The organism is Collinsella sp. CLA-AA-H302 (assembly GCF_040093305.1).
In the GTDB taxonomy this organism is placed as follows: domain Bacteria; phylum Actinomycetota; class Coriobacteriia; order Coriobacteriales; family Coriobacteriaceae; genus Collinsella.
The window spans coordinates 1-24099 of sequence record NZ_JBBNJW010000013.1 but is presented as its reverse complement, the minus strand read 5'-3'; the positions used below and the strand labels follow the sequence as shown (position 1 = coordinate 24099).

24 protein-coding genes are annotated in these 24099 nt (G+C 60.5%); 22 read left to right on the top strand and 2 right to left on the bottom strand.

Annotation, left to right across the window (positions count from 1 at the left end; genetic code table 11):
- The first annotated feature begins 19 nt into the window (after window positions 1–19).
- From AAAV21_RS08980 to prfA, 3 genes are all read left to right on the top strand, one after another.
- Entirely contained in the window at window positions 20–805 is a 786-nt protein-coding gene (locus AAAV21_RS08980) for an amino acid ABC transporter ATP-binding protein (RefSeq protein ID WP_349109047.1), read from the top strand.
- A gap of 72 nt (window positions 806–877) precedes the next feature.
- A complete protein-coding gene (locus AAAV21_RS08975; protein WP_349109044.1) occupies window positions 878–2293 on the top strand; it encodes a M20/M25/M40 family metallo-hydrolase in 1416 nt (471 codons plus the stop codon).
- Window positions 2294–2583: 290 nt separating this feature from the next.
- Window positions 2584–3651: a peptide chain release factor 1 gene (gene prfA / locus AAAV21_RS08970; protein ID WP_035138783.1), complete on the top strand. Its 1068-nt coding sequence runs from the start codon at window positions 2584–2586 to the stop codon at window positions 3649–3651.
- A 243-nt stretch (window positions 3652–3894) separates the two neighbouring features.
- Here the strand turns inward: prfA and AAAV21_RS08965 are convergent, their stop codons facing one another.
- A complete protein-coding gene (locus AAAV21_RS08965) occupies window positions 3895–4221 on the bottom strand; it encodes a hypothetical protein (RefSeq protein WP_349109041.1) in 327 nt (108 codons plus the stop codon).
- A 36-nt stretch (window positions 4222–4257) separates the two neighbouring features.
- On the opposite strand from AAAV21_RS08965, the gene AAAV21_RS08960 reads away from it, so the two are divergent.
- From AAAV21_RS08960 to AAAV21_RS08885, 16 genes are all read left to right on the top strand, one after another.
- Window positions 4258–5508 (top strand): HemK/PrmC family methyltransferase, encoded by a 1251-nt coding sequence (locus tag AAAV21_RS08960; protein ID WP_349109039.1) that lies wholly within the window; start codon window positions 4258–4260, stop codon window positions 5506–5508.
- Between the two features lie 265 nt (window positions 5509–5773).
- Window positions 5774–6220 carry a type II toxin-antitoxin system HicB family antitoxin gene (locus tag AAAV21_RS08955; RefSeq protein WP_118260181.1) on the top strand — a complete coding sequence of 149 codons (447 nt, stop codon included), beginning with the start codon at window positions 5774–5776 and terminating at the stop codon, window positions 6218–6220.
- A gap of 134 nt (window positions 6221–6354) precedes the next feature.
- Window positions 6355–7098: an L-threonylcarbamoyladenylate synthase gene (locus tag AAAV21_RS08950; protein ID WP_349109035.1), complete on the top strand. Its 744-nt coding sequence runs from the start codon at window positions 6355–6357 to the stop codon at window positions 7096–7098.
- Window positions 7099–7111: 13 nt separating this feature from the next.
- The gene (gene glpK / locus AAAV21_RS08945) at window positions 7112–8653 is read left to right on the top strand and encodes a glycerol kinase GlpK (RefSeq protein WP_349109033.1); all 1542 of its coding nucleotides are present in this window, start codon (window positions 7112–7114) and stop codon (window positions 8651–8653) included.
- Window positions 8654–8776: 123 nt separating this feature from the next.
- A complete protein-coding gene (gene upp, locus AAAV21_RS08940; RefSeq protein WP_349109031.1) occupies window positions 8777–9424 on the top strand; it encodes a uracil phosphoribosyltransferase in 648 nt (215 codons plus the stop codon).
- 281 nt (window positions 9425–9705) lie between these two features.
- On the top strand, window positions 9706–10017 hold the full coding sequence (locus AAAV21_RS08935; RefSeq protein ID WP_022094264.1) for a hypothetical protein: 312 nt from the start codon (window positions 9706–9708) through the stop codon (window positions 10015–10017).
- 3 nt (window positions 10018–10020) lie between these two features.
- Window positions 10021–10824 (top strand): F0F1 ATP synthase subunit A, encoded by an 804-nt coding sequence (gene atpB / locus AAAV21_RS08930; protein WP_022094263.1) that lies wholly within the window; start codon window positions 10021–10023, stop codon window positions 10822–10824.
- 123 nt (window positions 10825–10947) lie between these two features.
- Window positions 10948–11142 (top strand): ATP synthase subunit C, encoded by a 195-nt coding sequence (locus AAAV21_RS08925; RefSeq protein WP_022094262.1) that lies wholly within the window; start codon window positions 10948–10950, stop codon window positions 11140–11142.
- A 15-nt stretch (window positions 11143–11157) separates the two neighbouring features.
- Window positions 11158–11760, top strand: coding sequence for a F0F1 ATP synthase subunit B (gene atpF / locus AAAV21_RS08920; protein WP_006235712.1), 603 nt, complete (start codon window positions 11158–11160; stop codon window positions 11758–11760).
- Complete coding sequence (locus tag AAAV21_RS08915) at window positions 11750–12226, top strand: F0F1 ATP synthase subunit delta (RefSeq protein ID WP_006235713.1); 477 nt, start codon at window positions 11750–11752, stop codon at window positions 12224–12226. Before atpF ends, AAAV21_RS08915 begins: the two co-directional genes overlap by 11 nt.
- Window positions 12226–13824 (top strand): F0F1 ATP synthase subunit alpha, encoded by a 1599-nt coding sequence (gene atpA / locus AAAV21_RS08910; protein ID WP_117736599.1) that lies wholly within the window; start codon window positions 12226–12228, stop codon window positions 13822–13824. The genes AAAV21_RS08915 and atpA overlap by 1 nt, the downstream gene beginning before the upstream one ends.
- Before the next feature lie 5 nt (window positions 13825–13829).
- The gene (gene atpG / locus AAAV21_RS08905; RefSeq protein WP_349109029.1) at window positions 13830–14738 is read left to right on the top strand and encodes an ATP synthase F1 subunit gamma; all 909 of its coding nucleotides are present in this window, start codon (window positions 13830–13832) and stop codon (window positions 14736–14738) included.
- Window positions 14738–16192 (top strand): F0F1 ATP synthase subunit beta, encoded by a 1455-nt coding sequence (atpD, locus tag AAAV21_RS08900; RefSeq protein ID WP_006235717.1) that lies wholly within the window; start codon window positions 14738–14740, stop codon window positions 16190–16192. The genes atpG and atpD overlap by 1 nt, the downstream gene beginning before the upstream one ends.
- Before the next feature lie 3 nt (window positions 16193–16195).
- Window positions 16196–16588, top strand: a complete 393-nt coding sequence (gene atpC / locus AAAV21_RS08895) for an ATP synthase F1 subunit epsilon (RefSeq protein ID WP_117630038.1) — start codon at window positions 16196–16198, stop codon at window positions 16586–16588.
- Window positions 16589–16676: 88 nt separating this feature from the next.
- Window positions 16677–17960 (top strand): UDP-N-acetylglucosamine 1-carboxyvinyltransferase, encoded by a 1284-nt coding sequence (gene murA, locus AAAV21_RS08890; RefSeq protein WP_349109027.1) that lies wholly within the window; start codon window positions 16677–16679, stop codon window positions 17958–17960.
- A 12-nt stretch (window positions 17961–17972) separates the two neighbouring features.
- Window positions 17973–19208 (top strand): LCP family protein, encoded by a 1236-nt coding sequence (locus tag AAAV21_RS08885; protein WP_349109025.1) that lies wholly within the window; start codon window positions 17973–17975, stop codon window positions 19206–19208.
- 436 nt (window positions 19209–19644) lie between these two features.
- Here the strand turns inward: AAAV21_RS08885 and pepT are convergent, their stop codons facing one another.
- Window positions 19645–20892 carry a peptidase T gene (gene pepT, locus AAAV21_RS08880; protein WP_349109023.1) on the bottom strand — a complete coding sequence of 416 codons (1248 nt, stop codon included), beginning with the start codon at window positions 20890–20892 and terminating at the stop codon, window positions 19645–19647.
- 120 nt (window positions 20893–21012) lie between these two features.
- On the opposite strand from pepT, the gene AAAV21_RS08875 reads away from it, so the two are divergent.
- The 3 genes from AAAV21_RS08875 (at window position 21013) to AAAV21_RS08865 (ending at window position 23899) form a co-directional block, all read left to right on the top strand.
- On the top strand, window positions 21013–21435 hold the full coding sequence (locus tag AAAV21_RS08875) for a metal-dependent transcriptional regulator (protein ID WP_349109020.1): 423 nt from the start codon (window positions 21013–21015) through the stop codon (window positions 21433–21435).
- Between the two features lie 10 nt (window positions 21436–21445).
- On the top strand, window positions 21446–22339 hold the full coding sequence (locus AAAV21_RS08870; protein WP_035138801.1) for a homocysteine S-methyltransferase family protein: 894 nt from the start codon (window positions 21446–21448) through the stop codon (window positions 22337–22339).
- A 159-nt stretch (window positions 22340–22498) separates the two neighbouring features.
- Window positions 22499–23899 (top strand): phosphoglucomutase/phosphomannomutase family protein, encoded by a 1401-nt coding sequence (locus AAAV21_RS08865; protein WP_349109017.1) that lies wholly within the window; start codon window positions 22499–22501, stop codon window positions 23897–23899.
- Window positions 23900–24099 lie beyond the last annotated feature (200 nt).

Genomic DNA, 24099 nt, shown 5'->3' with positions numbered 1-24099 from the left:
CAAGACGAGGAGAATCATCATGACAGATACCGCCACTAACGGCGCCGCGGCCGCCGCACAGACCAACGAGCCGCTTATCCGCGTCGAGGGCCTGCGCAAGAGCTTTGGCTCACTCGAGGTACTCAAGGGCATCGACTTGTCCATCAATTCCGGCGAGGTCGTTACCATCATCGGCGCCTCGGGCTCGGGCAAATCGACCTTCCTGCGCTGCCTCAACCTGCTCGAGACCCCGGACGCGGGCCACATCTGGTTCCACGGCCAGGACCTCACGGCCGAGCGCTGCAACATCAACAAATTGCGCGAGGACATCGGCATGGTGTTCCAGGGCTTTAACCTGTTCAACAACATGGATGTGCTCGACAACTGCACGCTCGCGCCCGTCACGCTCAAAAAGATGAGCAAGGCCGAGGCCGAGAAGGTCGCGATGGAGCATCTGACGAGCGTGGGACTCGAAAAGTTCGTGCACGCCGCCGTTGGTCGCCTGTCCGGTGGTCAAAAACAGCGCGTGGCCATCGCTCGTGCCCTATGTATGAATCCGCAGATCATGCTGTTTGACGAGCCGACCTCGGCACTCGACCCCGAGATCGTGGGCGAGGTGCTCGAGGTCATGCGCAAGCTCGCGGCCGACGGCATGACCATGGTTGTCGTCACGCACGAGATGGCCTTTGCCCGCACGGTGTCCGACCGCGTGGTCTTTATGGACAAGGGCGTGGTGCTCGAGGATGCCGCGCCGGCCGAACTCTTCGGCAACCCCAAACACCAGCGCACCCGCGAGTTCCTCTCGCGTTATCTCGAGGACAAATAATCGACTGCAAACGCTTACGTGGCAGGGCCGCTCCGATGGGGCGGCCCTCGTCATCACAATCGAAAGGATGTCATGGCCGAGGTTTGGCGCTTCTTTGCGCATGAGGACGATTTTGCCGATCTGGACGAGGCTGGCGCGAGCGAGCGCTTGGGTTGCGTGCTGTCGTTTCCGACCATCTCGAGCATGGATGCCGAGGCGGTGGACTGGCGGCCCTTCGACGACCTGCGCGCCTATATGCAGCAGGCCTGGCCGCGCGTGTTTGCGGCGGGCGAGGTCGAGCTCATCGACCATTCGCTGCTCGTGACGCTTGGCGGTTCAGACCCTGCCCTCAAGCCCGTTATGCTCATGGGCCACATGGACGTGGTCCCCGTGGTTCCCGGCACCGAGGTTGACTGGACGCACGCTCCCTTTAGCGGACATGTGGACGACACCTACATTTGGGGTCGCGGCGCCATCGACATGAAAGACCAGGTCGCGGGTATTCTCGAGGCGGTTGAGTACGCGTTGGCGCACGGTTGGGAGCACAAGCGCACACTGCTGCTCGCCTTTGGCCAGGACGAGGAGACTACGCAGTGCGGCGCAGGCGCCATCGGCCGCGCGCTCGAGGAGCGCGGCATTGAGCTTGAGTACCTGATCGACGAGGGCGACTACCGTATTGTTTCGGCTGCCGAGTATGGCGCGGGCGAGGGCTGGCTTATGCATGCCGACCTCGCGGAGAAGGGCTATGCCGATATCGTGCTCAAAACGAAGAGTGAGGGCGGGCATTCGTCCAACCCCTACGGCGGCACGTCACTCGAGGTGCTGAGCCGCGCCATCGCCGCAATCTGCAATATCGAATGGCCGACGCGTGTGACCGACTTGCTTGCCGCCCAGCTCGTCGAGTTGGGGCTCTACACGGCCGATGAAATTGCCGTCAACGGGGATGCCATTGTCCGCGATTGCCTCGCCAGCAAAAAGCTCTATCCGCTCGTGACCACCACCTGCGCGCCCACGCAGATCGAGGGTGGTAGCACCGGCGCCAACGTAATGCCGCAGGACATGTGGGCCAACATCAACTTCCGCATGCTCGAGGGCACGAGCGTGGCCGACGTTGTGGCGCGCTGCCGTGAGGCGGTTGCCGGGGCGGACCTTGCCGGTCGTGTCGAAGTGGAGCTGGGCCCCGGCAGTTCCGAACCCTCGCCGTCCCCGCGCATCGGTGGTTCCGGCCTCGAGGCGGTTCGCCCCATCGCCGCCCGCTATTTTCGTGATCCAAAGGGGATGGAGGAAAACGGATCATCCGAGCCGTTGACGATTGTCCCCTCGACCGTGATTGGCGCGACCGACGCTGCCAACTACCAGCGTATTTGCCCTGAGTGCATTCGCTTCTCGGCCTTTGTGGTTGATGACGACGAGTGCGATCGCGGCGTCCACGGCACCAACGAGCGCATCACCCGCCGCGCCTACCTCCAGGGCGTACGCTTCCTCATCGCCCTACTCCACACGCTTTAGAATCTGACAAAGCGACAGTCCCTTTGTTAGCCGTTGGGGACGCTCTTAAACGACTAGTCGTTAAGGAACGTACCCAACGGCTACGTCCACTCATTCCGTGCGGGTTATATGCAGGTTTGCCTGCGCACGCTATCATGTATGGGTTAGACCGCAACTATGTACCCCATACGCGAAGGGATGCGCATGTATCTGAAGATCGACATGCTCTAGCTGGACTTACCCCCGCAGCGGCGCCCCGCGCCCCATCAATTCTGCCGATTTTCGCCTTCACGCATATAAAGGAGTCCGTCATGCGCGACAAGCTCGAAAAGATTATCAAGGCCTACGAGGAGCTCGAGAAGAAGCTTTCCGACCCGGCCGTCGCCTCCGATATCAAGGAGTTCACGCGTCTCAACAAGGAGTACGCGCACCAGTCCGACCTCATCGCTGCCTCGCGCGAGTACATCGGCGCGCTCGATGACATCGAGGCTGCCAAGGAAATGCTGCACGATACTACCGATGCCGATGAGAAGGAGATGCTCCAGATGGACATCTCCGAAAACGAGGCCAAGCTTCCCCAGCTCGAGGAAGACATTAAGTACATGCTCATCCCGAGCGACCCCAACGACGACAAGAACACCATCGTCGAGATTCGCTCCGCCGCCGGTGGCGACGAGGCGGCCATCTTCGCCGGCGATCTGTACAAGATGTATCAGCGCTTTTGCGAGTCGCGCGGCTGGAAGACCACCGTGCTCGACTCCAGCCCCAGCGAGGCCGGCGGCTTTAAGTCCATCGAGTTCAAGGTCGAGGGTGACCGCGTCTACTCCGTCATGAAGTACGAGTCCGGCGTGCATCGCGTCCAGCGCGTCCCCAAGACCGAGTCCCAGGGTCGCATCCAGACCTCCACGGCAACCGTCGCCGTGCTTCCCGAGGCCGAGGAGATCGACGTTCAGATCAACCAGTCCGACTTGCGCATCGATACCTACTGTGCCTCCGGCCCTGGCGGTCAGTGCGTTAACACCACCTACTCCGCCGTGCGCATCACCCACCTGCCCACCAACACCGTGGTGCAGTCGCAGGAGCAGCGCTCCCAGATCCAGAACCGCGAGGTCTGCATGCAGATGCTGCGTGCCCGTCTGTACGAGATGGAACTCGAGAAGCAGCAGGCCGAGCTCGGCGCCGAGCGCCAGAGCCAGATTGGCCACGGCAACCGTTCCGAGAAGATCCGTACTTACAACCAGCCCCAGGACCGCGTGACCGATCACCGTATCGGCTTCAACTCCACCTACAACGGCGTCCTTCTGGGCGATCAGCTCGGCACCGTCATCGAGGCACTTGCCGCCGCCGAGCGAGCCGAGAAGCTGGCACAGGCTGTGTAGGTTACGCGGTTTTACCAAACCGCGTAACGGCTCGACGCTGCAAACGCCCCTAAGCGGCAATCTGACGTTCAATCGTCGGTCGCGTACCGAAGTACGCTTCCCTCCTCTTTCACGTCACCTTGCTCGCTTAGGGGCGTTTTCGCTGACTTATGCTCAACCTGCGGTGCCTTAGAGGTAGTCATTGGGTAGTCATTGGGGACGTTCTTAAATGACTAGGCAGGGCACATTGCTTTAAGATGTTATTCAATCGGTTTTGATGGCCTTTGAGCTGCTTACCTGCTTAAAGCAATTAACGGCATGCATCTGCACTTGAAAATATTGCTCGAAAAAACGTCCAAGAAATCGCGGGGCGATTTTTGATGCGTCGCGCGTCAAGTGATGTGGCAAGTTCTTGGTTAGATATTGGTTAGTTTTGGGGCAACCTTGCCAAAAACTTGACGGATGCAGATTTAGACGTCGACGAATGAACACTTCAGGTGGGCTCCAAGCAAAAATCTGGGCTGATTCTCGATAATCGCCTTCAATCGCCCCTTGCCAAGCGCCGCCCTCGCGTACAATCTGCTCCGACATTCGCGCGCCGCCCGGCGCTTAAGAGGGGAGGACCCCATGGCAAACGAGATCTGGACCATCAAGCGTTGTCTCGAGTGGACCAAGGAGTACCTGGCCGAGCGCGGCGAGGAGCACCCACGTCTTTCTGCCGAGTGGCTGCTGTGCGCAGCTACGGGTCTGGCGCGCATCGACTTATATATGCGCATGGACGAGACGCTTAACGCGGCCCAGCTCGAGACCATGCATGCGGCCGTCGTTCGTCGCGCCAAAGGCGAGCCGCTGCAGTACATCACCGGCAGCACGCAGTTCCGCATGATCGACGTCGCGTGCGCCCCCGGTGTGCTCATTCCGCGCCCCGAAACCGAGATGCTCGTCGAGGAAGTCCTCAATTATCTGGATGCCGAGGTGCTGAGCCCCGAGGTTGCTGCCCGCCAGCGTGTTGAGCTGCCCTGGAACGATGAGGTCGAGGAGGCACGCAAGGCCGAGGCCGCGCTGGCAGACGAACGGGCGACTGCCGAGCGCCGTGCCGCTAACCTCACGGCTGCCGATGAGGCGGCGCTAGGCGGCGACGTGCTGGGTAGCCGTGCCTATGCCGAGGAGCTGGCCGACCGCGAGGCCGAGGAAGCCGCCGCGCAAGCAGCAGAAGCCGAAGCCACGGAAGCCGCCGAGCCCGAGCTCGACGAATACGGCATCGCCATCGAGGGTGCCGACCAGGAGACGGCTTCAGCTCAGGATGCCGCTGCGCCTGCCCCGGCCGAGCCCCGCATCGCCCGCGTTCTCGAGGTCGGCTGCGGCACGGGCTGTATCTCGCTCTCCCTTGCCTGGGAGCGTCGCGGCCACGTCACCTGCACCGCCACCGATATCGAGCCGCGCGCCATCGATCTGGCCACCAAAAACCGCGACGCGCTCGGCCTCGCGGCAGATGAGGTTGCCTTCAGCCTCACCAACCTGGTGAGCTCCATTCCCCACGACGAGTGGGGCACCTTTGATGTGCTCGTCTCCAACCCGCCTTACATCCCGACCGGCGTCATGCGCTCGCTGCCGCACGAGGTCAAGGACTTTGAGCCCGACCTGGCGCTCGAGGGCGGCGCCGACGGCCTGGACATCTTCCGCCGCCTGCTCAATGCGGCACCCTATATGCTGCGTGCCGGCGGCCTGTTTGCCTGCGAGCTCTACGAGGGTGCCCTCGATGCCGCGGCCGAGCTCTGTCGCCAGGCAGGCCTTTCGGACGTGCGTATCGTCCATGACCTCACCGATCGCCCCCGCATCGTCCGAGCCATCGTCACCGAGCCCAAGCAACGCCAGTAATATTTATTAACTGGTTAGCAAAAATTATAAATTAGTTTATAATTAGGACGGCTGAAAGAGGTCGGCCCATGCAACCTCCTACCTTTCGGGAAATCATTGCCCTACTCAAGCACGATGGATTCGTGAAGGTCGCGCAAGTCGGTAGTCATGCTAAGTATGTTTCTGGTGACCGCGTTGTCACCGTGAACGGCTCTGGTGGTGATCGACCAAAGAAGGGCACGTGGGCAAGTATTCGTCGCCAAGCTGGATGGTAGTTGGAGGCAAAATGAGGCAGCGATTTACCTATGACTGCGTTCTCATAAAAGAAGACGACGGTTACTGCGCTAGCTTCCCGCAGATTCCCGGCGCCTTTGCCGATGGCGATACGCGCGAAGAAGCGATTGCCCATGCCACCGAGGCACTGATGGCGTTTTTGGCCGACGACCTCAACAACGGTTTGACTCCGGCAGGGTACGAACGCTCGGCCGAGGTCGTGGCCCTTTCAGTCGAAATCGACCACGAGGACGCTCGGGAAGCGGCGTGCCGAACATTTAAAGACGCAGCGCTGGACCTCAAAGTCTCCGCTCCGCGGATTACCGCGCTGGTCAAAGCCGGAAAGCTCGATGTTGAACTCGTCGACGGCCGTCGGATGATAACGATAGACAGCATCGAGCGCTACGCCGCCCAAGAACGCCACGCCGGCAGGCCAAAGAAGTTCGTCGCAGTCCAATAACCCCCTCACTTTCACCGACTACTAGAGCCGCTCACCAAACCAACATGCGCTCTGGGCAAATAGGTTGAACGTTTCGTGCGAGAATGCCCCACAGTAAACAAACTTGCACCAGAGCGTAAGGGGCTGGCATACACATGCAGACGGTCTATCGGGTATACGAGGGAACGCGCGAGCCGCATCGGCTTGCCGTCGAGCGCACGGCCGAGGTGCTCGGCCGCGGCGGCCTGGCTTTGATCCCGACCGAGACCGTCTACGGTGTCGCCGTGGCAGTCAACGCCTTCTCGGACGCCGTGCCCCAAGATACAAGCGAATTCCCATCGTGGCCGCGCGATCCGCAGGCTGCCGTCAATGGCGCCGCAGTTCCTGCGCTCGGCACCGGCTATCGCCGTATCTTCACTCTCAAGCAACGTGAACTCACGCAAACCGTCGCTTGGCTGGTCGATGGCGTCGAAGCACTCGACCGCTATGGCGTGGATATCCCGGAAGATGCCCGCGTGCTCGCGCGACGATGCTGGCCGGGAGCCCTGACTATTGTGATTAAGGCAGCCCCCTGCGTGCCGACCTTTATGCGTGCCGCCGACGACACGGTGGCTCTTCGCGCATCGGCCTCGCCTGTGGTGCAGGCGCTCATCCGCGCCTGCGGCAGTCCCCTTGCCTGCACGAGTGCCAACACGCACGGTGCGCCCTCGCCGGCAAGCTTTGCCGCCGTCGAGGGTCGCATCCTGGAGGGTGTCGATGTTGCCGTCGACGCCGGTGAGACCCCGTGTCGCGACGCCTCGACCATCGTGTCGTTCCAGCACGGCGGGCTCCAGATCCTGCGCCAAGGCGCACTTCCCGCATCAGAGATCGAACGGGTCCTGTCCGACCCGATGCAATAGAAAGGTGTAAGCGATGTCGTTGAATCTGGGCAGCCTGGGCATGGAAGATGCCTCGTTTAACTTTGGCGGTTCCTACATCATGGCGCTCGACTGCGGCACCACCTCGGTACTTGCGACCATCGTCGACGAGTACGGATGCATCGTCGCGCAGGCACGTCGCAGCGTCAAAACCAGTTTTCCGCGTCCCGGTTGGGTAGAGCAAGACCCCATGGCGGTCCTTGCCAGTCAAATCGCCGTCATGATGGAAGTCCAGTTTAAGAGCGGTATCCACTCCGACCGCATTGCCGCCATCGGCATCTCCAACCAGCGCGAGACCACGGTGGTGTGGGACCGCATAAGCGGCCAACCCATCTATAACGCCATCGTGTGGCAATGCCGTCGCACCGCACCTCTGATCGACGAGCTGGTCGAGCAGGGCGCAGAAGAGCTGGTGCGCTCCCGCACGGGACTCACGCTCGACCCGTATTTCTCGGCCTCCAAGGTGCAGTGGATTCTCGACAACGTCGACGGCGCACGCGAGAGCGCGGCGGCGGGCGACCTCATGTTTGGCACCATCGACACTTGGCTCATCTACAACCTCACTGGCGGCCAGGTCTTTGCCACCGACTACACCAATGCCAGCCGCACGGCGCTCTTTAATATCCATACGCTCGATTGGGACGACGACCTGCTGGCGCTCTTTGACGTTCCACGTTCCATGATGCCCGAGGTTCGCTGGAGCTCGGGTGACTACGGCCGCGTCGCGAGCGACATCATGACCAACATGCCGCCCATCATGGGCGTGGCGGGCGACCAGCAGGCGTCGCTGTTCGGCCACTGCTGCTTCCGTCCCGGCCAGACCAAAAACACCTATGGCACGGGTTGCTTTATGCTCATGAACACCGGCGACGAGATCGTCGAATCCAAGAACGGCTTGGTTTCCACCATCGGTATCGCTGCGAACGGGAAGATCAGCTATGCACTCGAGGGCTCCATCTTTGCTGCCGGCTCCACCATGAACTGGCTTCGCAACAACATGGGCATCATCTCGAGCGTGAGCGAGTCGGCACAACTCGCCGCTTCGATTAGCGACAACGAGGGCTGCTACTTCGTTCCCGCCTTTGCGGGTTTGGGCGCTCCCTGGTGGGACCCGCATGCCCGCGGTATCGTGTGCGGTCTGACCGGCGCCTCGAGCCGTGCGACCATCGTACGCGCCGCCTGCGAATCCATGGCATATCAGAGCTACGACGTGCTGCGCGCCATGGAGCAGGACGTGGGGCTTTCGATCGAGCGCCTGTCTGTCGATGGCGGTGCCTCGCGCAACGAGTTCATCATGCAATTCCAGGCCGACCTGCTGGATATCCCCGTGCTGCAATGTGAGACGGTGGAGACCACGGCAATCGGTGCCGCGTACTTGGCGGGTCTTGCCGTCGGCTATTGGGAAGATCTGGAAGAGCTGGAGCAAAATGCCCAGATCGTTAGGACCTTCCTTCCCCACATGTCCGCCGCGCGCCGCGAGCAAAACCTTACGGGCTGGCGTGATGCAGTCAAGCGCTCGCTCAGTACTGCACAGTAGAGCCGCGATGGGCTGCTCGATACAACAAACCGCTAAACTAATGCATGGCGTGCGGTGGCGACATTGCTGCGCGCCTTGTCAGCAAGGCCGTTTTGCGGCCGCAACGAAAGGGGCAATCAACCCATGACCGTCACCTATGATGCGTCCCGTGTGACGCTTGTCGATCACCCGCTCGTTCAGCACAAGCTGTCGATCCTGCGCGATAAAAACACCGGCACCAACCAGTTCCGCCAGCTCGTGCGCGAGCTTGCGCTCTTTGACGGCTACGAGGCCATGCGCGACCTGCCCATGGAAGACGTCGAAGTCGAGACCCCCATCACCACCGCCACGTTTAAGCAGCTTGCCGGCAAGAAGCTCGCCATCGTTCCCATCCTGCGTGCGGGTCTTGGCATGGTCGACGGCATCCTCGACCTGGTACCCTCTGCCCGCGTGGGCCATATCGGCATGGAGCGCGACGAGGTCACCCACGAGCCGCATGAGTATTACTGCAAGATGCCCAAGGATATCGACCAGCGTATCTGCCTGGTTGCCGACCCCATGCTCGCCACGGGCGGTTCGGCCGAGATGGCTATCAGCTACCTGCGCGAGCGCGGTGTCAAGGACATCCGCATGCTGTGCATCGTCGCCGCGCCCGAGGGCCTCAAGTCGCTGACCGAGAAGGATCCTGACGTACATATTTATACGTGCGCCATCGATGACCATCTCAACAAGGCCGCCTACATCGTTCCCGGCCTGGGCGACGCCGGCGACCGCATCTACGGCACGCTCTAGTCGTCGGGCCTTGTCGGCTACGGTCACAAATACGAAGAAATGGTGCGCGCGGGCGAGCAAAAGACGTCCACGCGCACTCCTGTTAACGGACGTTTTGCCCTGCAGGGTTCGAGAAAAACGTATTACCTACCTGCGGCATAAAGAAGGCCTTAAGAAAACGAACAGGTGCGTATTAACCGATGCTTTTTCGGTTGTACTTTAGCGATTGGCTCGTACAATAGTCACCAATGTTTGGCGGGAACTGTTCTGGGAAGCGTTAAAAAAGGAAAGTGAGGACGCCAGTGTTTCAGATAGCCGATCTGCTCGCTATCGTTGCAGGCGCCATCGCGGGCGCGATTGCCTTTCTTCCCTTTGTCTTTACGCTCAAGCCGGTTCTTGACGATAAGCAGAATGCGGACATGCTCAAGGGTATGGTGAGTCTGGCGGTCTCGGCAATCGCCCTGCTCGTCTTTACCTTGGTTGTGTTTGTGTTGTTCGGAGAGGCGTTTCGCATGTTCCTCCTGGGCGAGGCGATCGGCTTCGTGGCCTTTATGGCCGCCTGCACGGTTCGTGTCGCCAAGGCGCTGCGAGATCCTCATGAGGTCGAAAGGTAAGTCGTGGAAATTTTTGAAAAGCTGCCTGATGAGATTAATCATCTGGTCAGCGAGTTCAGCTCCACCCCTGTCGTGGGCGATCTGAGCTGCGGCATCACGCAGTACTCGTTTTGGCTGATCGTCTCCACGATCGTGCTCCTGATCGTCCTGGCCGTGTTCAAGAAGAAGCAGACCCTGGTTCCCAAGGGCTTCTTCGTCAACGGTTTCGAGTACATCATCGAGTACGTCGAGAACGATATCGGCAAGGGCGTCGTGGGTGAGAACTGGAAGAAGCACTTCCCGTTCCTGTGCTCGCTTTTCCTGTTCATCCTGATCAATAACATGATCGGCCTGATCCCGGGAATGAAGCCCGGCACCGGCGCAATCGGCTCCACCGCCGCGCTCGCCATCTTCGCCTTCGTGTACTTCATCTACTACGGATGCAAGGCTCATGGCGTGATCGGCTACATCAAGAGCCTCGCCCCGCAGGGCGTGAGCTTCCCGATGAACGTGCTCGTGTGGGTCGTCGAGCTCTTCTCGACCTTCCTGCGCCTCATCACGCTCGCCGTCCGTCTGTTCTGCAACATGTTCGCAGGACACGTGGTCATGGGTTCGTTCGCCATCATGGCGAGCATGTTCATGCAGCCGCTGCTTCAGCAGGTTTCCGCGGCCCACGCCGTCGGCGCTCTGCCTTCGCTGGCCTGGCTTGCCATCCTCATCCTGATCTATGCGATCGAGCTTGTGGTCGGCGCCATCCAGGCTTACGTCTTCACGGTCCTTACCGCCGTGTATGTCTCCGAGGCAGAGGAGGTCGCGGAGGAGGAGTAGTCTTCCGTTCGCGCCTTAAAGGTAAGCAATTCGTTAAACCGCCGGTGCCCGTACCCATGGAGCCCGGCAGTTATAAAAAGGTTATCCTGCGTGAAATAAGACACGCACGACAAAGGAGGAATCGTGGGAGTTATCGGTTACGGTCTCGGTGTTATCGGCGCTGGTCTTGCTATCGGCCTGTCTGCTCTGGGTGCTACGGGTGCTATGGCCCGTCAGCCTGAGGTCCAGGGCCGCGTGTTCACCGTCTTCATCATGGGCTCCGCCTTCGGCGAGGCTCTGGCTCTGATCGGCTTCGTTGTCGCGCTGATCGTTAAATAGCACGGAGCGTCAAGTATGAATCTTTCATCCCAGAAGAGCGCGATTGCACTCTCCGCGTCCGCGGCCGCGCTGCTCATGCCGGTTTCCGCGTTCGCCGAGGACGGCGCCGCCGGTGCGGACATCCTCATCCCTAAGATGGCGGAGTTCATCCCGGCGCTTATCGCCTTCCTGATTATCTGGATCGTGCTGGCCAAGGTCGCCCTGCCGGGCATCATGAAAACCATGGAGGAGCGCGGCAAGAAGATCGAGGAGAGCCTCGACGAGGCCGAGAAGACCAAGCAGGAGGCTATCGCCAAGCGCGCTGAGTCCGACTCGATCGTCACCGACGCCCGTCGTCAGGCTGCCGACATCGTCCTCGAGGCCCGTAAGGACGCCGAGTCCGAGCGCGCCCGTATCATCGAGGCTGCTCACAAGGAGGCCGAGGAGATCATCGCCAAGGCCCATACGACCGTCGAGGACGAGCGCAAGTCCATTTACGCCGGTGCCGCGAGCTCCATCGCCGACCTGTCCGTTGCCGTCGCCACCAAGATCGTGGGCGAGGCACTCGAGGACGATGCCGAGCAGAAGAAGCTCATCGAGCGCTACATCCAGGAAGCAGGTAGCCTGAATGCCGACTAGCCGCTATCAGGACAAGGTGCTCGAGACCTACGCGCGCTCCCTTCTGGAAGCCGCTAAGGCCGAGAACCATGTGTTCGAGGACCTCGAGATGATCGAGCGCCTGGCTTCTGCCAGCCCCGAGATCATCGCCGTGCTCGACACCATGTCCAAGCGCGACCAGCTCGACCTTCTTCCCAAGGTGGCAGCTGCCTTTAAGTATGTTGCCGAGGAAGACGAGGATGTAGTGGGCGTGACCGTCACCACGGCGATCCCGCTCGACGACGAGCTGCGTCAAACCATCACTAAGAAATGCGAGCAGGACTTCGGCCGCAAGGTATTCCTTATCGAGCAGGTCGACCCGTCTATCGTGGGCGGCCTGGTGCTCGAGGCCCGCGGCGAGCGTCGTGACATTTCCGTCAAGACGCAGCTGCGCATCGCGCAGGAGACCCTCGCAAACTCTGCTAATTCGTACGGAGGTGAAGCCTAATGTCCGAAACCCTCAATGCCCAGGATATCGCCAAGAAACTGCAGGAGCAGCTCACGAGCCTCTCCGCGACGGTCGATACGCATGAGGTTTCAACGGTCGACGAGGTAGGCGACGGCATCGCGCGCGTCTCCGGCCTCAAGAGCGCCATGGCAGGCGAGCTTCTGGAGTTCAAGAGCTCCGATACCGGTGAGACCGTCTTCGGCCTTGCCCAGAACCTTGACCGTGACGAGGTCGGCGCCGTTCTGTTCGGTGCCGTCGACTCCATCAAGGAAGGCGACGAGTGCCGCACCACTGGCCGCATTATGGATATCCCCGTGAGCCGCGCCATGCTCGGCCGCGTCGTCAATCCGCTCGGCCAGCCCATCGACGGCCTAGGCGACATCGTCGCTACGCACCGTCGCCCCATCGAGTTCAAGGCCCCCGGCGTCATCGACCGTACCCCGGTGTGCGAGCCGGTTCAGACCGGTCTGCTCGCTATCGACTCCATGGTGCCTATTGGCCGCGGTCAGCGTGAGCTCATCATCGGCGACCGTAAGACCGGTAAGACCGCCATTGCCATCGACGCTATCCTCAATCAGCGCGGCAAGGGCATGGTCTGCATCTATGTCGCCATCGGCCAGAAGGCCTCTACGGTTGCCAACATCCGCGAGACCCTCGCTCAGCACGGTGCGCTCGACTACACCATCATCGTTTCGGCCACGGCTGCCGATTCCGCCCCTATGCAGTACATCGCGCCTATGGCCGGTGCCGCTATCGGCGAGTTCTTCATGTACAATGGCGAGGACGGCAAGCCCGCCAGCGAGACCAACCCCGGCGGTCACGTGCTCGTCATCTACGACGACCTGTCCAAGCAGGCTGTGGCCTACCGTCAGATGTCGCTGACGCTGCATCGTCCGCCCGGACGCGAGGCCTATCCTGGCGACATCTTCTACCTGCACTCTCGTCTGCTCGAGCGTGCCGTCAAGATGTCCAAGAAGAACGGTTACGGCTCCATGACGGCACTGCCGATCATCGAGACCCAGGACGGCGACGTCTCGGCCTACATTCCGACCAACGTCATTTCCATTACCGATGGTCAGATCTACCTGCAGTCCGAGCTCTTCTTCCAGGGTCAGCGCCCGGCAGTCGACGTGGGCATCTCCGTGTCCCGCGTCGGTGGCGATGCGCAGACCAAGGCCATGAAGCAGGTCGCCGGCAACCTCCGTCTGGACCTCGCTTCGTACCAGGAGCTCGCTGGCTTTACGCAGTTCGGCTCCGACCTCGACGAGGCTACTCAGAAGCAGCTGACCCATGGTGCTCGCATGACCGAGCTCCTGAAGCAGCCGCGTTACAAGCCGTTTGAGGTTGGCGAGCAGATCGTTACGCTGTTCGCTGGCAACGAGGGCTTCCTGGATGACCTGGAGATCGCCGACGTGCTGCCCTTCCGTGCCGAGCTCATCGAGTACATGGACAATGGCTTTGGTTCGCTGCTCGACAAGGTTCGCGCCAAGAAGATCGACGATGACACCAAGGCTGAGCTCCTGCGCGTCATCGGTGACTTTAAGCAGCAGTTCATGGCCAAGCACCATGCCGATACGACTGGATCAGAGGAGAACTAAGCCCTATGGCCAACCTTCGCGACATTAAGAAGCGAATCTCCTCGGTTACCACGACCAAGCAGATCACGCGCACGATGGAGATGGTCTCTACGGCCAAGATCCGTCGTGCCCTCGATCGCTCCAAGCAGGCCGAGCCCTATAAGGAGGCGCTGACCGACGTCATGTTGACGGTCGCCGGCGACGCCTCCTGTTCGGGCACCGATCCCATGCTGCAGAAGCATGAGAGCGTTAAGCGTGGCCTGATTGTCGTCATTGCCTCGGACCGCGGCCTTGCCGGCGGTTTCAATACGACGGTGGAGCGCACAGCCGAAAAGCTCGCCGCTTCTTGGGCGAACGACGGCATCGAGTGCGAGATCATCGCGTGCGGACGCAAGCCGGCCACGTATTTCCGCGACCGCGCAAACGTCATCATGCACTTTGAGGGCAATTCCTCCGAGCCCGATTTCAATCAGGCTCGCATGATTTCCTCTCATATCTGCGATGCGTATCGTGCCGGTGAGCTTGACCGTGTCGAGCTTGTCTACCACCACGCCAAGAACCGCGTGGATCAGGAGCTTCGCGTCGAGCACTTGCTGCCGCTCGATCCCGAGATGATCGCTATGGCCCACGGTCCGCGTAAGAACGAGACCGACGCCCCTAAGCGCATCTCGTCCACGTTCGAGTTCGTGCCCTCTCCCGAGCATGTTCTCGGCAAGCTTGTACCGTCGTATATCCTGACGGTCATCTACCAGGCCCTGATCGATTCGGCGGCCGCCGAGCAGGGTGCACGCCGCAAGGCCATGCACTCCGCAACGGAAAACGCCACCGCGATCATCTCGACCCTTACCCGCACGTATAGTCGCGTGCGCCAGGCTTCGATCACGACCGAGATCAACGAGATCGTCGGCGGAGCCTCAGCATTGGAGGAACAGTAATGGCTAATAACACCGTAAAGCTTGCGGTCGAGGAAGCCACCAAGAAGACGACTGCCGGTGATGGTCGCATCGTGCGAATCATCGGCCCTGTCGTCGACGTCAAGTTTGACGGCGCGGTGCCCCCGATCTACAACGCGCTCACGGTCGAGGCCGAGACCCCGATCGGTCATCTGAGCACGATCCTCGAGGTCGAGAGCCAGCTTCCGGGCGGCGTCGTCCGCACGGTCGCCATGTCCTCGACCGACGGCCTGCAGCGCGGCCTCATCGCCACCGATACCGGTGAGCCCATGAAGATGCCCGTTGGCCCCAAGACGCTCGGCCGAATCTGGAACGTTATGGGCAAGCCCGTCGACGGCAAGCCCATGCCCGAGGTGGAGGAGTTCTACCCCATCCACCATGCAGCGCCCCGCTTTGACGAGCTCACCACCAAGACCGAGATCTTCGAGACCGGCATCAAGGCCGTTGACCTGCTCGAGCCCTACATCCGTGGCGGCAAGACGGGCCTGTTCGGCGGCGCCGGCGTCGGCAAGACCGTTCTGATTCAGGAGCTCATCAACAACCTCGCCCAGGAGCACGGCGGCACCTCGGTGTTCACCGGCGTCGGCGAGCGTACCCGCGAGGGCACCGACCTGTTCCTCGAGATGAGCGAGTCTGGCGTTATCGACAAGACCTGCTTGGTCTATGGTCAGATGAACGAGCCGCCCGGAGCGCGTCTGCGCATCGGTCTGGCTGGCCTTACCACCGCTGAGTATTTCCGTGATCGCGGCCAGGACGTTCTGCTGTTCATCGACAACATCTTCCGCTTCTCCCAGGCCGGTTCCGAGGTTTCCGCACTGCTGGGCCGTATGCCGTCCGCCGTTGGTTACCAGCCCACGCTGGCAACCGAGATGGGCGACCTCCAGGAGCGCATTACCTCGACCAAGACGGGCTCCATTACCTCCGTCCAGGCTGTTTACGTCCCCGCAGACGACCTGACCGACCCGGCGCCTGCCACGACGTTTACGCACCTCGACGCCACCACGGTTCTTTCGCGTAGCATTTCGTCGCTCGGCCTGTTCCCGGCTATCGACCCGCTCGCATCTTCCTCCGACGCTCTCGATCCCTCGATCGTCGGCGAGGAGCACTACCGTGTCGCCGTCAAGGTCCAGGAGCTCCTGCAGGAGTACTCCGACCTTCAGGACATCATCGCCATTCTGGGTATGGACGAGCTGTCCGAGGAGCAGCGCCTTACGGTCAACCGTGCCCGTAAGATTCAGCAGTTCCTCTCGCAGTCCTTCCACGTCGCAGAGAAGTTCACCGGTAACCCCGGTGTCTACGTCCGCGTCGAGGATACCGTCCGCTCTTTCGCCGAGATTGTCGACGGCAAGGCCGATGACCTGCCCGAGCAGGCTTTCCGCTATGCTTCCACGATTGAGGACGTGCGCGAGCGCGCCCGCAAGATGGGGGAGAAGTAGGTTATGCGTATCCGCATCGTGTGCCCCGTGAGCTGCGCCTATGAGGGCGACGCTGCGTTTGTGTCGATTCCGTCCACGGATGGCGAGTTTGGCGTTCTGCCTGCTCACTCCAGCGAGATCTGCACGATCGACCGCGGTTACGTTCGCGTTTCCGATAAGGCCATGGGCACTGTCGACCACACGTTTGCCGTGGCCGGCGGCTATGCCCAGGTTGCGGACGATGTCGTGACCGTCCTCGCCGAGCGCGCTTGCGATTTGGCGACCGTCGATGCCGACAAGGTTAAAGCTGATATTCAAGGTTTTGAAGAGAAGCTGGGTAATTTGTCGGAGGATGATGCACGCCGCGCCTACCTCTATAATGAAATCGCATGGTGTAAGCTCAAGCTTGCCCAATAGTCAAACGATTTAGCGTTCGACCATTTGCGAACACATCATGCCCGGGATGGCCTAGCCACCCCGGGCATGCTTTTTGAAAGGGTAGACCTTGGATATTATCCGCGTTGAGGGTGGCCACGCCATCGGAGGCTCCGTGCCCGTCTCGGGTGCTAAGAACTCTGCGCTCAAACTCATGGCGGCAACGCTTCTGGCGCCGGGCAAGACGACGCTGCAGAACGTGCCCGATATTTCCGATGTCCACGTGATGGGCAAGGTGCTCAAGGGCATGGGCGCTACGATCGATGTTCTCGACGAGCACACGCTCGAGATTGATACCTCTCAGGTCGATTCCTGGGAGGCCCCCTACGAGCTCGTTGCCAAGATGCGTGCTTCCACCGCCGTCATGGGGCCCCTGCTGGGTCGCTTCCATCGCGCCAAGATCGCCATGCCGGGCGGCTGCAATCTGGGTGCTCGCAAGATCGATATGCACATTCTTGGTCTTGAGGCCCTGGGCGTCGAGTTTGATACCGCCCACGGCTATATCAACGCCAGCGCGCCTCAGGGCCTGCGCGGCACCACCGTCACGCTCGAGTTCGCCAGCGTCGGTGCGACCGAGAACCTCATCATGGCCTCCGTGCGCGCGCAGGGCACCACGGTTATCGACAATGCCGCCCGCGAGCCCGAGATCGTCGATCTCGCCAACATGCTCAACGAAATGGGCGCCAAGATTGTTGGCGCCGGTACGCCTGTCGTGACCATCGAGGGCGTGGAAGAGCTGCATCCTGTTACCCATCGCGTAGTGGGCGACCGCATCGAGGCCGGTACCTTTATCGTCGCCGGTGCGTTGATGGCAGACGATCGCGGTGTCGATGTCACGGGCTTTTGCCCCATTCACTTGGGCATGGTGCTCAAGAAGATGGAGCTCATGGGTATCGACTGCGAGCGCGTCGAGGATGGCGTCCATGTGAACCGTGCCGAGCATATCAAGCCGGTCGACATCCAGACGCTTCCGTTCCCCGGCTTCCCGACCGACATGCAGGCGCAGATTATGGTGCTCTCCGCCCTCTCCGACGGCAGTTCCGTTATTACCGAAAACATCTTCGAGAATCGCTTTATGTTTGCCTCTGAGCTGGTGCGCATGGGTGCCGACATTCGTATCGAGAGCCATCATGCCATGATTCATGGCGTCAAGGGCTTCTCGGGCGCACAGGTTACCTCGCCCGATCTGCGTGGCGGAGCGGCCCTCGTCGTAGCGGGCTTGATCGCCGACGGGACGACCGAGGTTTCGGCTATCCATCACATCAAGCGCGGCTACGAGCAGTTTGTCGAAAAGCTGCAGGCGCTCGGCGCGCATGTCGAGCATGCTACCGTCCCCGATCCCGTCATCTACTAATACAGGTTGCCTATGTTTAATAAAAAGCCCCTCGCGGATACCACCACCCGAAGACCCTCAACTGGTGCGCAGGCCAAGATCTACAGTCGCGATAACGTGGCTCGCTATTCCGAGCGCGCTCGCCAACGTCGTCGTAGCCACACGATTCGTCACGTCGCGCTCATTGTCGTGCTTGGCGTGCTGCTGAGTGCCACTACCGCTGCCGGCCTGTGGTTTGCCACCATTATGGGCAAGCTCGGCGATTCTAATGTCATTACCGACAATCTGCGTCGGGTTCTGGTTGACACCGATGAGGCAAAGGATCCGTTCTACGTGCTGCTTCTTGGCACCGACGGCCGTCCGGGCGAGGATACGTATCGTGCCGACTCGATTATCCTGGCACGCATCGACCCCACGCAAAAGCAGGCGACGCTCATTTCCGTTCCGCGCGACACCAAGGTCGTGTACAAGGGCGAGACCATGAAGATCAACGCCTGCCATACCGTTGGCGGCGCCGAGGCCATGGTCGAGGCGGTCAACGAGCTGTGCGGTGTTCAGATTTCCCACTATGCCGAGGTCAGCTTCGACGGTATGCAGGCGCTGATTGATTCGGTTGGCGGTATCGACATTAACGCAACCGATGATGTTGACGACCCCGAGCACCTGGATATTAAGATTACCGCTGGTCAGCAGCATATGGACGGCGCCACCGCCCTTACCTATGCCCGCTGCCGCTACACCTATGCCGACGGCGATTACACGCGCATGCGCCACCAGCGTCAGGTGCTTGGCGCCCTTGCCAACCAGATTCTCAATAACTTCGATGCCACGAAGATCTTTGGTCTGGTTAATTCGCTGTCCGATATGCTCGTAACCGATATGAGCGTTCAGGATATCGTCTCTACGGTCAACGCCATGCGCGGTATGGATGTCGACGGTATCTACTCGGCCAACCTGCCCTCGTACGCCGACGACAGCACCATGATCGACGGTGTGAGCTACGTCTTTGTCTACGAGGACGAGCTCAAGGAAATGATGGAGCGCGTCGATGCCGGCAAGGATCCCAAGGGTCCAAACACCATGGGTCTTTCCGACGGTTCCAGCTCTACGATCGGCGACCTGAACAACAACACGTCTGACGACTACGCAAACGGTACCGCAACCTCATCGGTCAGCTCTGACGATTCCGATGGCTCAAGCGATTCGAGCGATTCGGACTACTACGAAGAGCCGACCGGCGACGGTAACGGCTACGAAGCCAACTACTAAGTTACGGCGTTTTGCCAAACGCCGTAACGGCTCGACGCTGCGCGGGCCGCATTTGGACAATCTGACGTTCAACTTCAAGGGCGCGACCAGAAGGTCAGCGCCCTCTCATTTAAAGGCACCTTGCTCGCTCTGGCGGGTTTTCGCTGTCGTTGCCAAAACATCGGCGTTGCCTTGGTCCGGACTAGTCGTTGGGTAGTCATTGGGGACGTTTTTAAACGACTAGTCAAACAAGAACGTCCCCAATGACTACCCACAAAGCGAGAGTGGATGTCGTCATTTTGCGGCACTTGGGGACGTTCCTTTTGTGCCGGCAGTTTGGGACACTCCTTGCGTTAAGAGGCTGGCGTGCGTCAACCTGTTCTCATTGCAGCAAAAAAATTGCCCCGTTCTCGGTTGAGGACGGGGCGATTCGTCTTTTGGACTTGTGCAGCCAGGCTTATGCAAAGCGGGTGACGAGCTCCTGGAGCACGTCGGTCATCTTGACGAGCGAGCTGACCGGGACAAACTCGTTAACGCCGTGGTAGCAGTAACCGCCCATGGAAAGGTTGGGGCAGGGCAGGCCGCGGAACGACAGCTGCGCACCGTCGGTGCCACCGCGAATCGGCAGCACCTGAGGCTCAACGTCGCAAGCAAGGTAGGCTTCCTTGGCGACGTCGATCAGCTCGGGGTAATCGCATACGATCTCGGCCATGTTGCGGTACTGCTGCTTAATCTCCACGGTCACGCGCTCCTCGCCCAAACGCTGGTTGAGCATGGCGGCGGCGGAATCAATCAGATCGAGTTTCTGCTGGAACTTCGCCGCGTCGTGGTCGCGGACGATATAGCGCGCCGTAGCGTGGTCGACGGTAGCAGACACGCCCTCAAGGTGATAGAAGCCCTCGTAGCCCTCGGTGTATTCCGGGCGCTGCACGTAGGGGAGCAGGGCATTGAAGTCGCAGAACAGATTGCCCGCGTTAACCATGCGGCCCTTGGCGTCGCCCGGGTGGATGGACTGGCCCTCAAAGCTAACGGTTGCCTCGGCGGCGTTGAAGCACTCCCACTCAAGCTCGCCGATGGGGCCGCCGTCGACCGTGTAGGCGTACTTGCAGCCAAAAGCGTCGATGTCCAACAGCTCGGCGCCGTGGCCGATTTCCTCGTCCGGGCAAAAGCAAATGCCGAGTGCGGGATGGGGCAGAGAAGGGTCCTGAGCGATACGCGCGACAAGCGACATGATCTCGGCGACGCCTGCCTTGTCATCTGCGCCCAGCAGCGTGGTGCCATCGCTGCAGACCAGGTCCTCACCCGCGAGGTCGTTCAGGGCGGGAAGCTTGGCGGTACTCATGGCAACGGGCTTACCGTCAACCGTGCCGCAGACCAGGTCGCCGCCTTCGTAGTGTACGATGTGCGGTTTCACGCCGGCGCCCGGTGCAACTTCGGTGGTGTCGAGATGGGCGATCAGGCCCAGGGCGGGCTTGTCCTCAGCGCCCGCACTTGCGGGGATATGCGCGCAGACATAGGCGTGCTCGGTCACGTGGGCATCTTCCGCACCAAGCTCGCGCAGTTCTTCAGCCAGTACGTTGGCAAGATCAAACTGAACAGCGCTCGAGGGTACCTGGTCGCAGTTTGCATCCTCGGACTGCGTGTTGATCTGGACGTAGCGCAAAAAGCGCTCGAGGACATCGGGGTTCGTGGTGGTGTTTTCCATAAAGACCGCTCCAATCTTGGTCGTCGTGTGCAACAAGAACTCTAGCACGGTATGCCGCGGCATACCGCGACGCTTGGATGGGGTAGAATCAGCCAATGAATGCAGAAGGGACGGAAGATCATGGATACGATAAATAGCTCGCGCGAACTACATCTGACGGTGGCGAACGAAGACTACTTGGAGTGCATGGTTCGCATTGAAAGCGAAGAGGGGGAAACCAACGGCGTGCGATCGGTCGACATCGCGCAGCGCCTTGGCGTCTCCAAGGCATCGGTCAATAAAGCGGTTTCGGCGCTCAAGGCATCCGAACTTGTCGAGCAATCGCACTACGGCAAGGTAGTCCTGACCGATCGCGGCCGCGAGGTTGGTACGGCTATCTGGTACCGTCATCGCCTCATCCGCACGTTTTTGGTTCAGGAGCTCGGTGTCGAATTTGAGCGAGCCGATTCCGAGGCCTGCATGATGGAACATGCGCTTTCCGAGGACACGATGAACCGATGGCTCGCCTATCTCGAAAAGCAGGGAATCAGCGTCGAGGAATAGCGGGATATATATGGATACGAGTTATTACAACCGCTTTGGTGCCGAGGAGCTTACGCGCCGCTTGTCGAGCGAGACCTTGTTGGCGCAGGGTCCCATGGGCAGTGTTCTGTTGAGTGAGTACGATGCCGCCGACATTCCACCGGCGTTTTGGAATCTGGCAGAGCCGCAGACCGTTTCTCGTATTCATCGCTTGTATGTCGCCGCCGGCGCGCAGGTGCTCATTACCAACACCTTTCAGGCATCAAGCTATGCCCTCAAGCACGATCAGATTGCGCCGTCCGTGGCGGAGGTCAATCGCGGAGCCGTCGACGATGCCCGCCAGGCGCACCCTCAGCTGCTACTGGGCTCGATGGGCCCGATCGGTATTGAGTGGTTTGCCGAAGACTCTGCCGAGTATCGTGAAATCCGAGGCATTGCGCGCGAACAGGCGCACGCCTTGCTCAATGCTGGTGTTGACGGTCTGCTGATCGAGACGGTGACGTCTATCCGTAATTTGCAGCCCATGCTTGCCGGCGCCCGAGATGCCGCCGACGGCATGCCTGTCCTGGTGAGTTTTGTCGTTGACGATAAAGGCGACCTGTTGGGCGATGGCCTCAACATCGAGGCAGCCGTTTTGTACGCCGAAAAACACGGCGCAAACTCGGTTGGTGTTAATTGCTGTTCGCTTGCGGCTGCGAACGCGGCAGTGCCCAGGATGGTTGCATCGGCGACTACTCCCGTCACGGTGCGTCCCAACGTGGGCGATCCGGTCCAGACTCAGGATGGCCCCGTATGGCACGAGAACCCCGAGGCTTTCGCGCGCGCATGCATCGAATGGAGACATGCCGGTGCCGCAATGGTGGGCAGTTGCTGTGGAACCACGGCAATCACTACGGCAGCGATGGCCGAGGCGCTCGATATATAAAGGGCAGAACCGCTCCATACGGGGCGGTTTTTTTTATTGCTTGCATGTCCTCGGCAGCATTTGCCCAAATGGTGAATGCTGGTGCCGGCAGGTTGCCGAGTGTGTATCGCGGGTATACCTCATGCGTACCATGATCCAAACACTGTGAGGTGTCTGCGCGTGTGCGCGATAATTCATTTTGGAACTGACGGTTGGCGCGCTCGCGTCGATGAGGATTTCACTGCCGATAACGTTGCCCGTATCGCCGATGCCGTCGGCGAGTTGTGGCAGAAGACCAATCCGGGCAAAACGGTATATATAGGGTTCGACACTCGGCCCCTGGCGCGCGAGTTCGCTGAGCTTGCGGCGGGTGTGCTAGCAGCGCACGGGCTAGACGCCGTGCTCGCTTCGCGACCTGTTCCGACCCCTGCCCTTACGTGGGCGGCGGCTTATGACGGTGAGGCGTGCGGCGCGCTCATGGTGACGGGGTCCCATCATCCGCAGGGTTATCTGTGCCTCAAGATTCGCATGGGTGACGGCTCGACCGCCAACCAGGATGTCATCGAAGAGCTCGAAGAGACCATGGCTCCCGAGCCAATGGGGATCGAGGGGCAATATCGCACCGCGGATATCATTCCTGACTATATGCAGGCGGTGGCATCGTTTGTTGATGCCGAAGCCATCCGCGCCGCGCACCTGCGCGTGGTTGTCGATCCCATGGGCGGCGCAGCCCAGGGCTATCTAGCCGACTTGCTGCGCGAGCTTGGCGTTGAGGTGCACGAGATTCATGCCGGGCAGGCACCTGACCAAGAAGATATCTGCCCCGACCCCGTTGAGCCGTGGGTGGACGCTTGCGAGCGCACGGTTATCGAGGACGGAGCTTGCGCTGGCCTGGTGACCGACGGCGACGCCGACCGTATCGGCGCGGTTGACGAGCGCGGCAGATATATACATCCGCATCAGATCATGGCGCTCGTTTTGGGCGACTTGGTTCAATTTCGTAATTTGGAGGGGCGCGTCGTTGTCAATCTTTCATGCTCGACGCTCGTGCGTCGCATTGCCGAGGCGCTTGGCTGCCGCGTGACCGTCAAACCAGTCGGTTTCAAATATATAGCGGCGGAGATGAAGAAGGGCGGCGTCCTCATGGGCGGCGAAGAAGCCGGTGGTATCGGCATCGCCGCGCATATGCCCGAGCGCGATGGAATCCTCGCCTGTCTGATTCTGTGCGAGCTTATGGCAAAGACGGACGCGCCTTTGGGCGTTCTGGTCGACCAACTCGAGGACAGTTTTGGTAAGACGAGTTACGGTCGACGCGATTTGCGCCTTGAGGCCGAAGATGCCGAAACGTTACGAACCCTGCTGCCGGGCGTAAACCCCAAGTCTATTTGTGGCAAGGTGCCGCAAAACGTTAGTCATATGGACGGCTTGCGTCTGTCATTCGAGGATGACACGTGGCTGCTGGTCCGTCCTAGCGGGACCGAACCAGTGGTGCGCGTCTACGCCGAGGGGTTCTCGGTGGAAGAACGTGATGAGTTGCTCGATGCTGGCTGTGCTTTAGCTAGGGGGACGTATCCGCTTTAACCATGAGACTGCCTTATATAAAGAGATGCTCGGCGAGCGGTAGGTAACGGCTGGCAAACGTTAGTCGGATCACAAGATATGTAGGAAATGTGTACGCCCAGATTCCCGCCCCCGGCGCCCCTCCGGTCTGGCAATATATCTCCTTGCCGCGCGGCCCGGTCGGACCGGGAACCCGCGAAGGCGTGCACCTTGAGAACCGG

Excerpts from the sequence above, each read along its gene's own strand:
- AAAV21_RS08980 (WP_349109047.1), top strand. The coding sequence starts at position 20 with ATGACAGATACCGCCACTAACGGCGCCGCGGCCGCCGCACAGACCAAC.
- AAAV21_RS08975 (WP_349109044.1), top strand. The coding sequence starts at position 878 with ATGGCCGAGGTTTGGCGCTTCTTTGCGCATGAGGACGATTTTGCCGAT.
- prfA (WP_035138783.1), top strand. The coding sequence starts at position 2,584 with ATGCGCGACAAGCTCGAAAAGATTATCAAGGCCTACGAGGAGCTCGAG.
- AAAV21_RS08965 (WP_349109041.1), bottom strand. The coding sequence starts at position 4,221 with ATGTCGGAGCAGATTGTACGCGAGGGCGGCGCTTGGCAAGGGGCGATT.
- AAAV21_RS08960 (WP_349109039.1), top strand. The coding sequence starts at position 4,258 with ATGGCAAACGAGATCTGGACCATCAAGCGTTGTCTCGAGTGGACCAAG.
- AAAV21_RS08955 (WP_118260181.1), top strand. The coding sequence starts at position 5,774 with ATGAGGCAGCGATTTACCTATGACTGCGTTCTCATAAAAGAAGACGAC.
- AAAV21_RS08950 (WP_349109035.1), top strand. The coding sequence starts at position 6,355 with ATGCAGACGGTCTATCGGGTATACGAGGGAACGCGCGAGCCGCATCGG.
- glpK (WP_349109033.1), top strand. The coding sequence starts at position 7,112 with ATGTCGTTGAATCTGGGCAGCCTGGGCATGGAAGATGCCTCGTTTAAC.
- upp (WP_349109031.1), top strand. The coding sequence starts at position 8,777 with ATGACCGTCACCTATGATGCGTCCCGTGTGACGCTTGTCGATCACCCG.
- atpF (WP_006235712.1), top strand. The coding sequence starts at position 11,158 with ATGAATCTTTCATCCCAGAAGAGCGCGATTGCACTCTCCGCGTCCGCG.
- AAAV21_RS08915 (WP_006235713.1), top strand. The coding sequence starts at position 11,750 with ATGCCGACTAGCCGCTATCAGGACAAGGTGCTCGAGACCTACGCGCGC.
- atpA (WP_117736599.1), top strand. The coding sequence starts at position 12,226 with ATGTCCGAAACCCTCAATGCCCAGGATATCGCCAAGAAACTGCAGGAG.
- atpG (WP_349109029.1), top strand. The coding sequence starts at position 13,830 with ATGGCCAACCTTCGCGACATTAAGAAGCGAATCTCCTCGGTTACCACG.
- atpD (WP_006235717.1), top strand. The coding sequence starts at position 14,738 with ATGGCTAATAACACCGTAAAGCTTGCGGTCGAGGAAGCCACCAAGAAG.
- atpC (WP_117630038.1), top strand. The coding sequence starts at position 16,196 with ATGCGTATCCGCATCGTGTGCCCCGTGAGCTGCGCCTATGAGGGCGAC.
- AAAV21_RS08885 (WP_349109025.1), top strand. The coding sequence starts at position 17,973 with ATGTTTAATAAAAAGCCCCTCGCGGATACCACCACCCGAAGACCCTCA.
- pepT (WP_349109023.1), bottom strand. The coding sequence starts at position 20,892 with ATGGAAAACACCACCACGAACCCCGATGTCCTCGAGCGCTTTTTGCGC.
- AAAV21_RS08875 (WP_349109020.1), top strand. The coding sequence starts at position 21,013 with ATGGATACGATAAATAGCTCGCGCGAACTACATCTGACGGTGGCGAAC.
- AAAV21_RS08870 (WP_035138801.1), top strand. The coding sequence starts at position 21,446 with ATGGATACGAGTTATTACAACCGCTTTGGTGCCGAGGAGCTTACGCGC.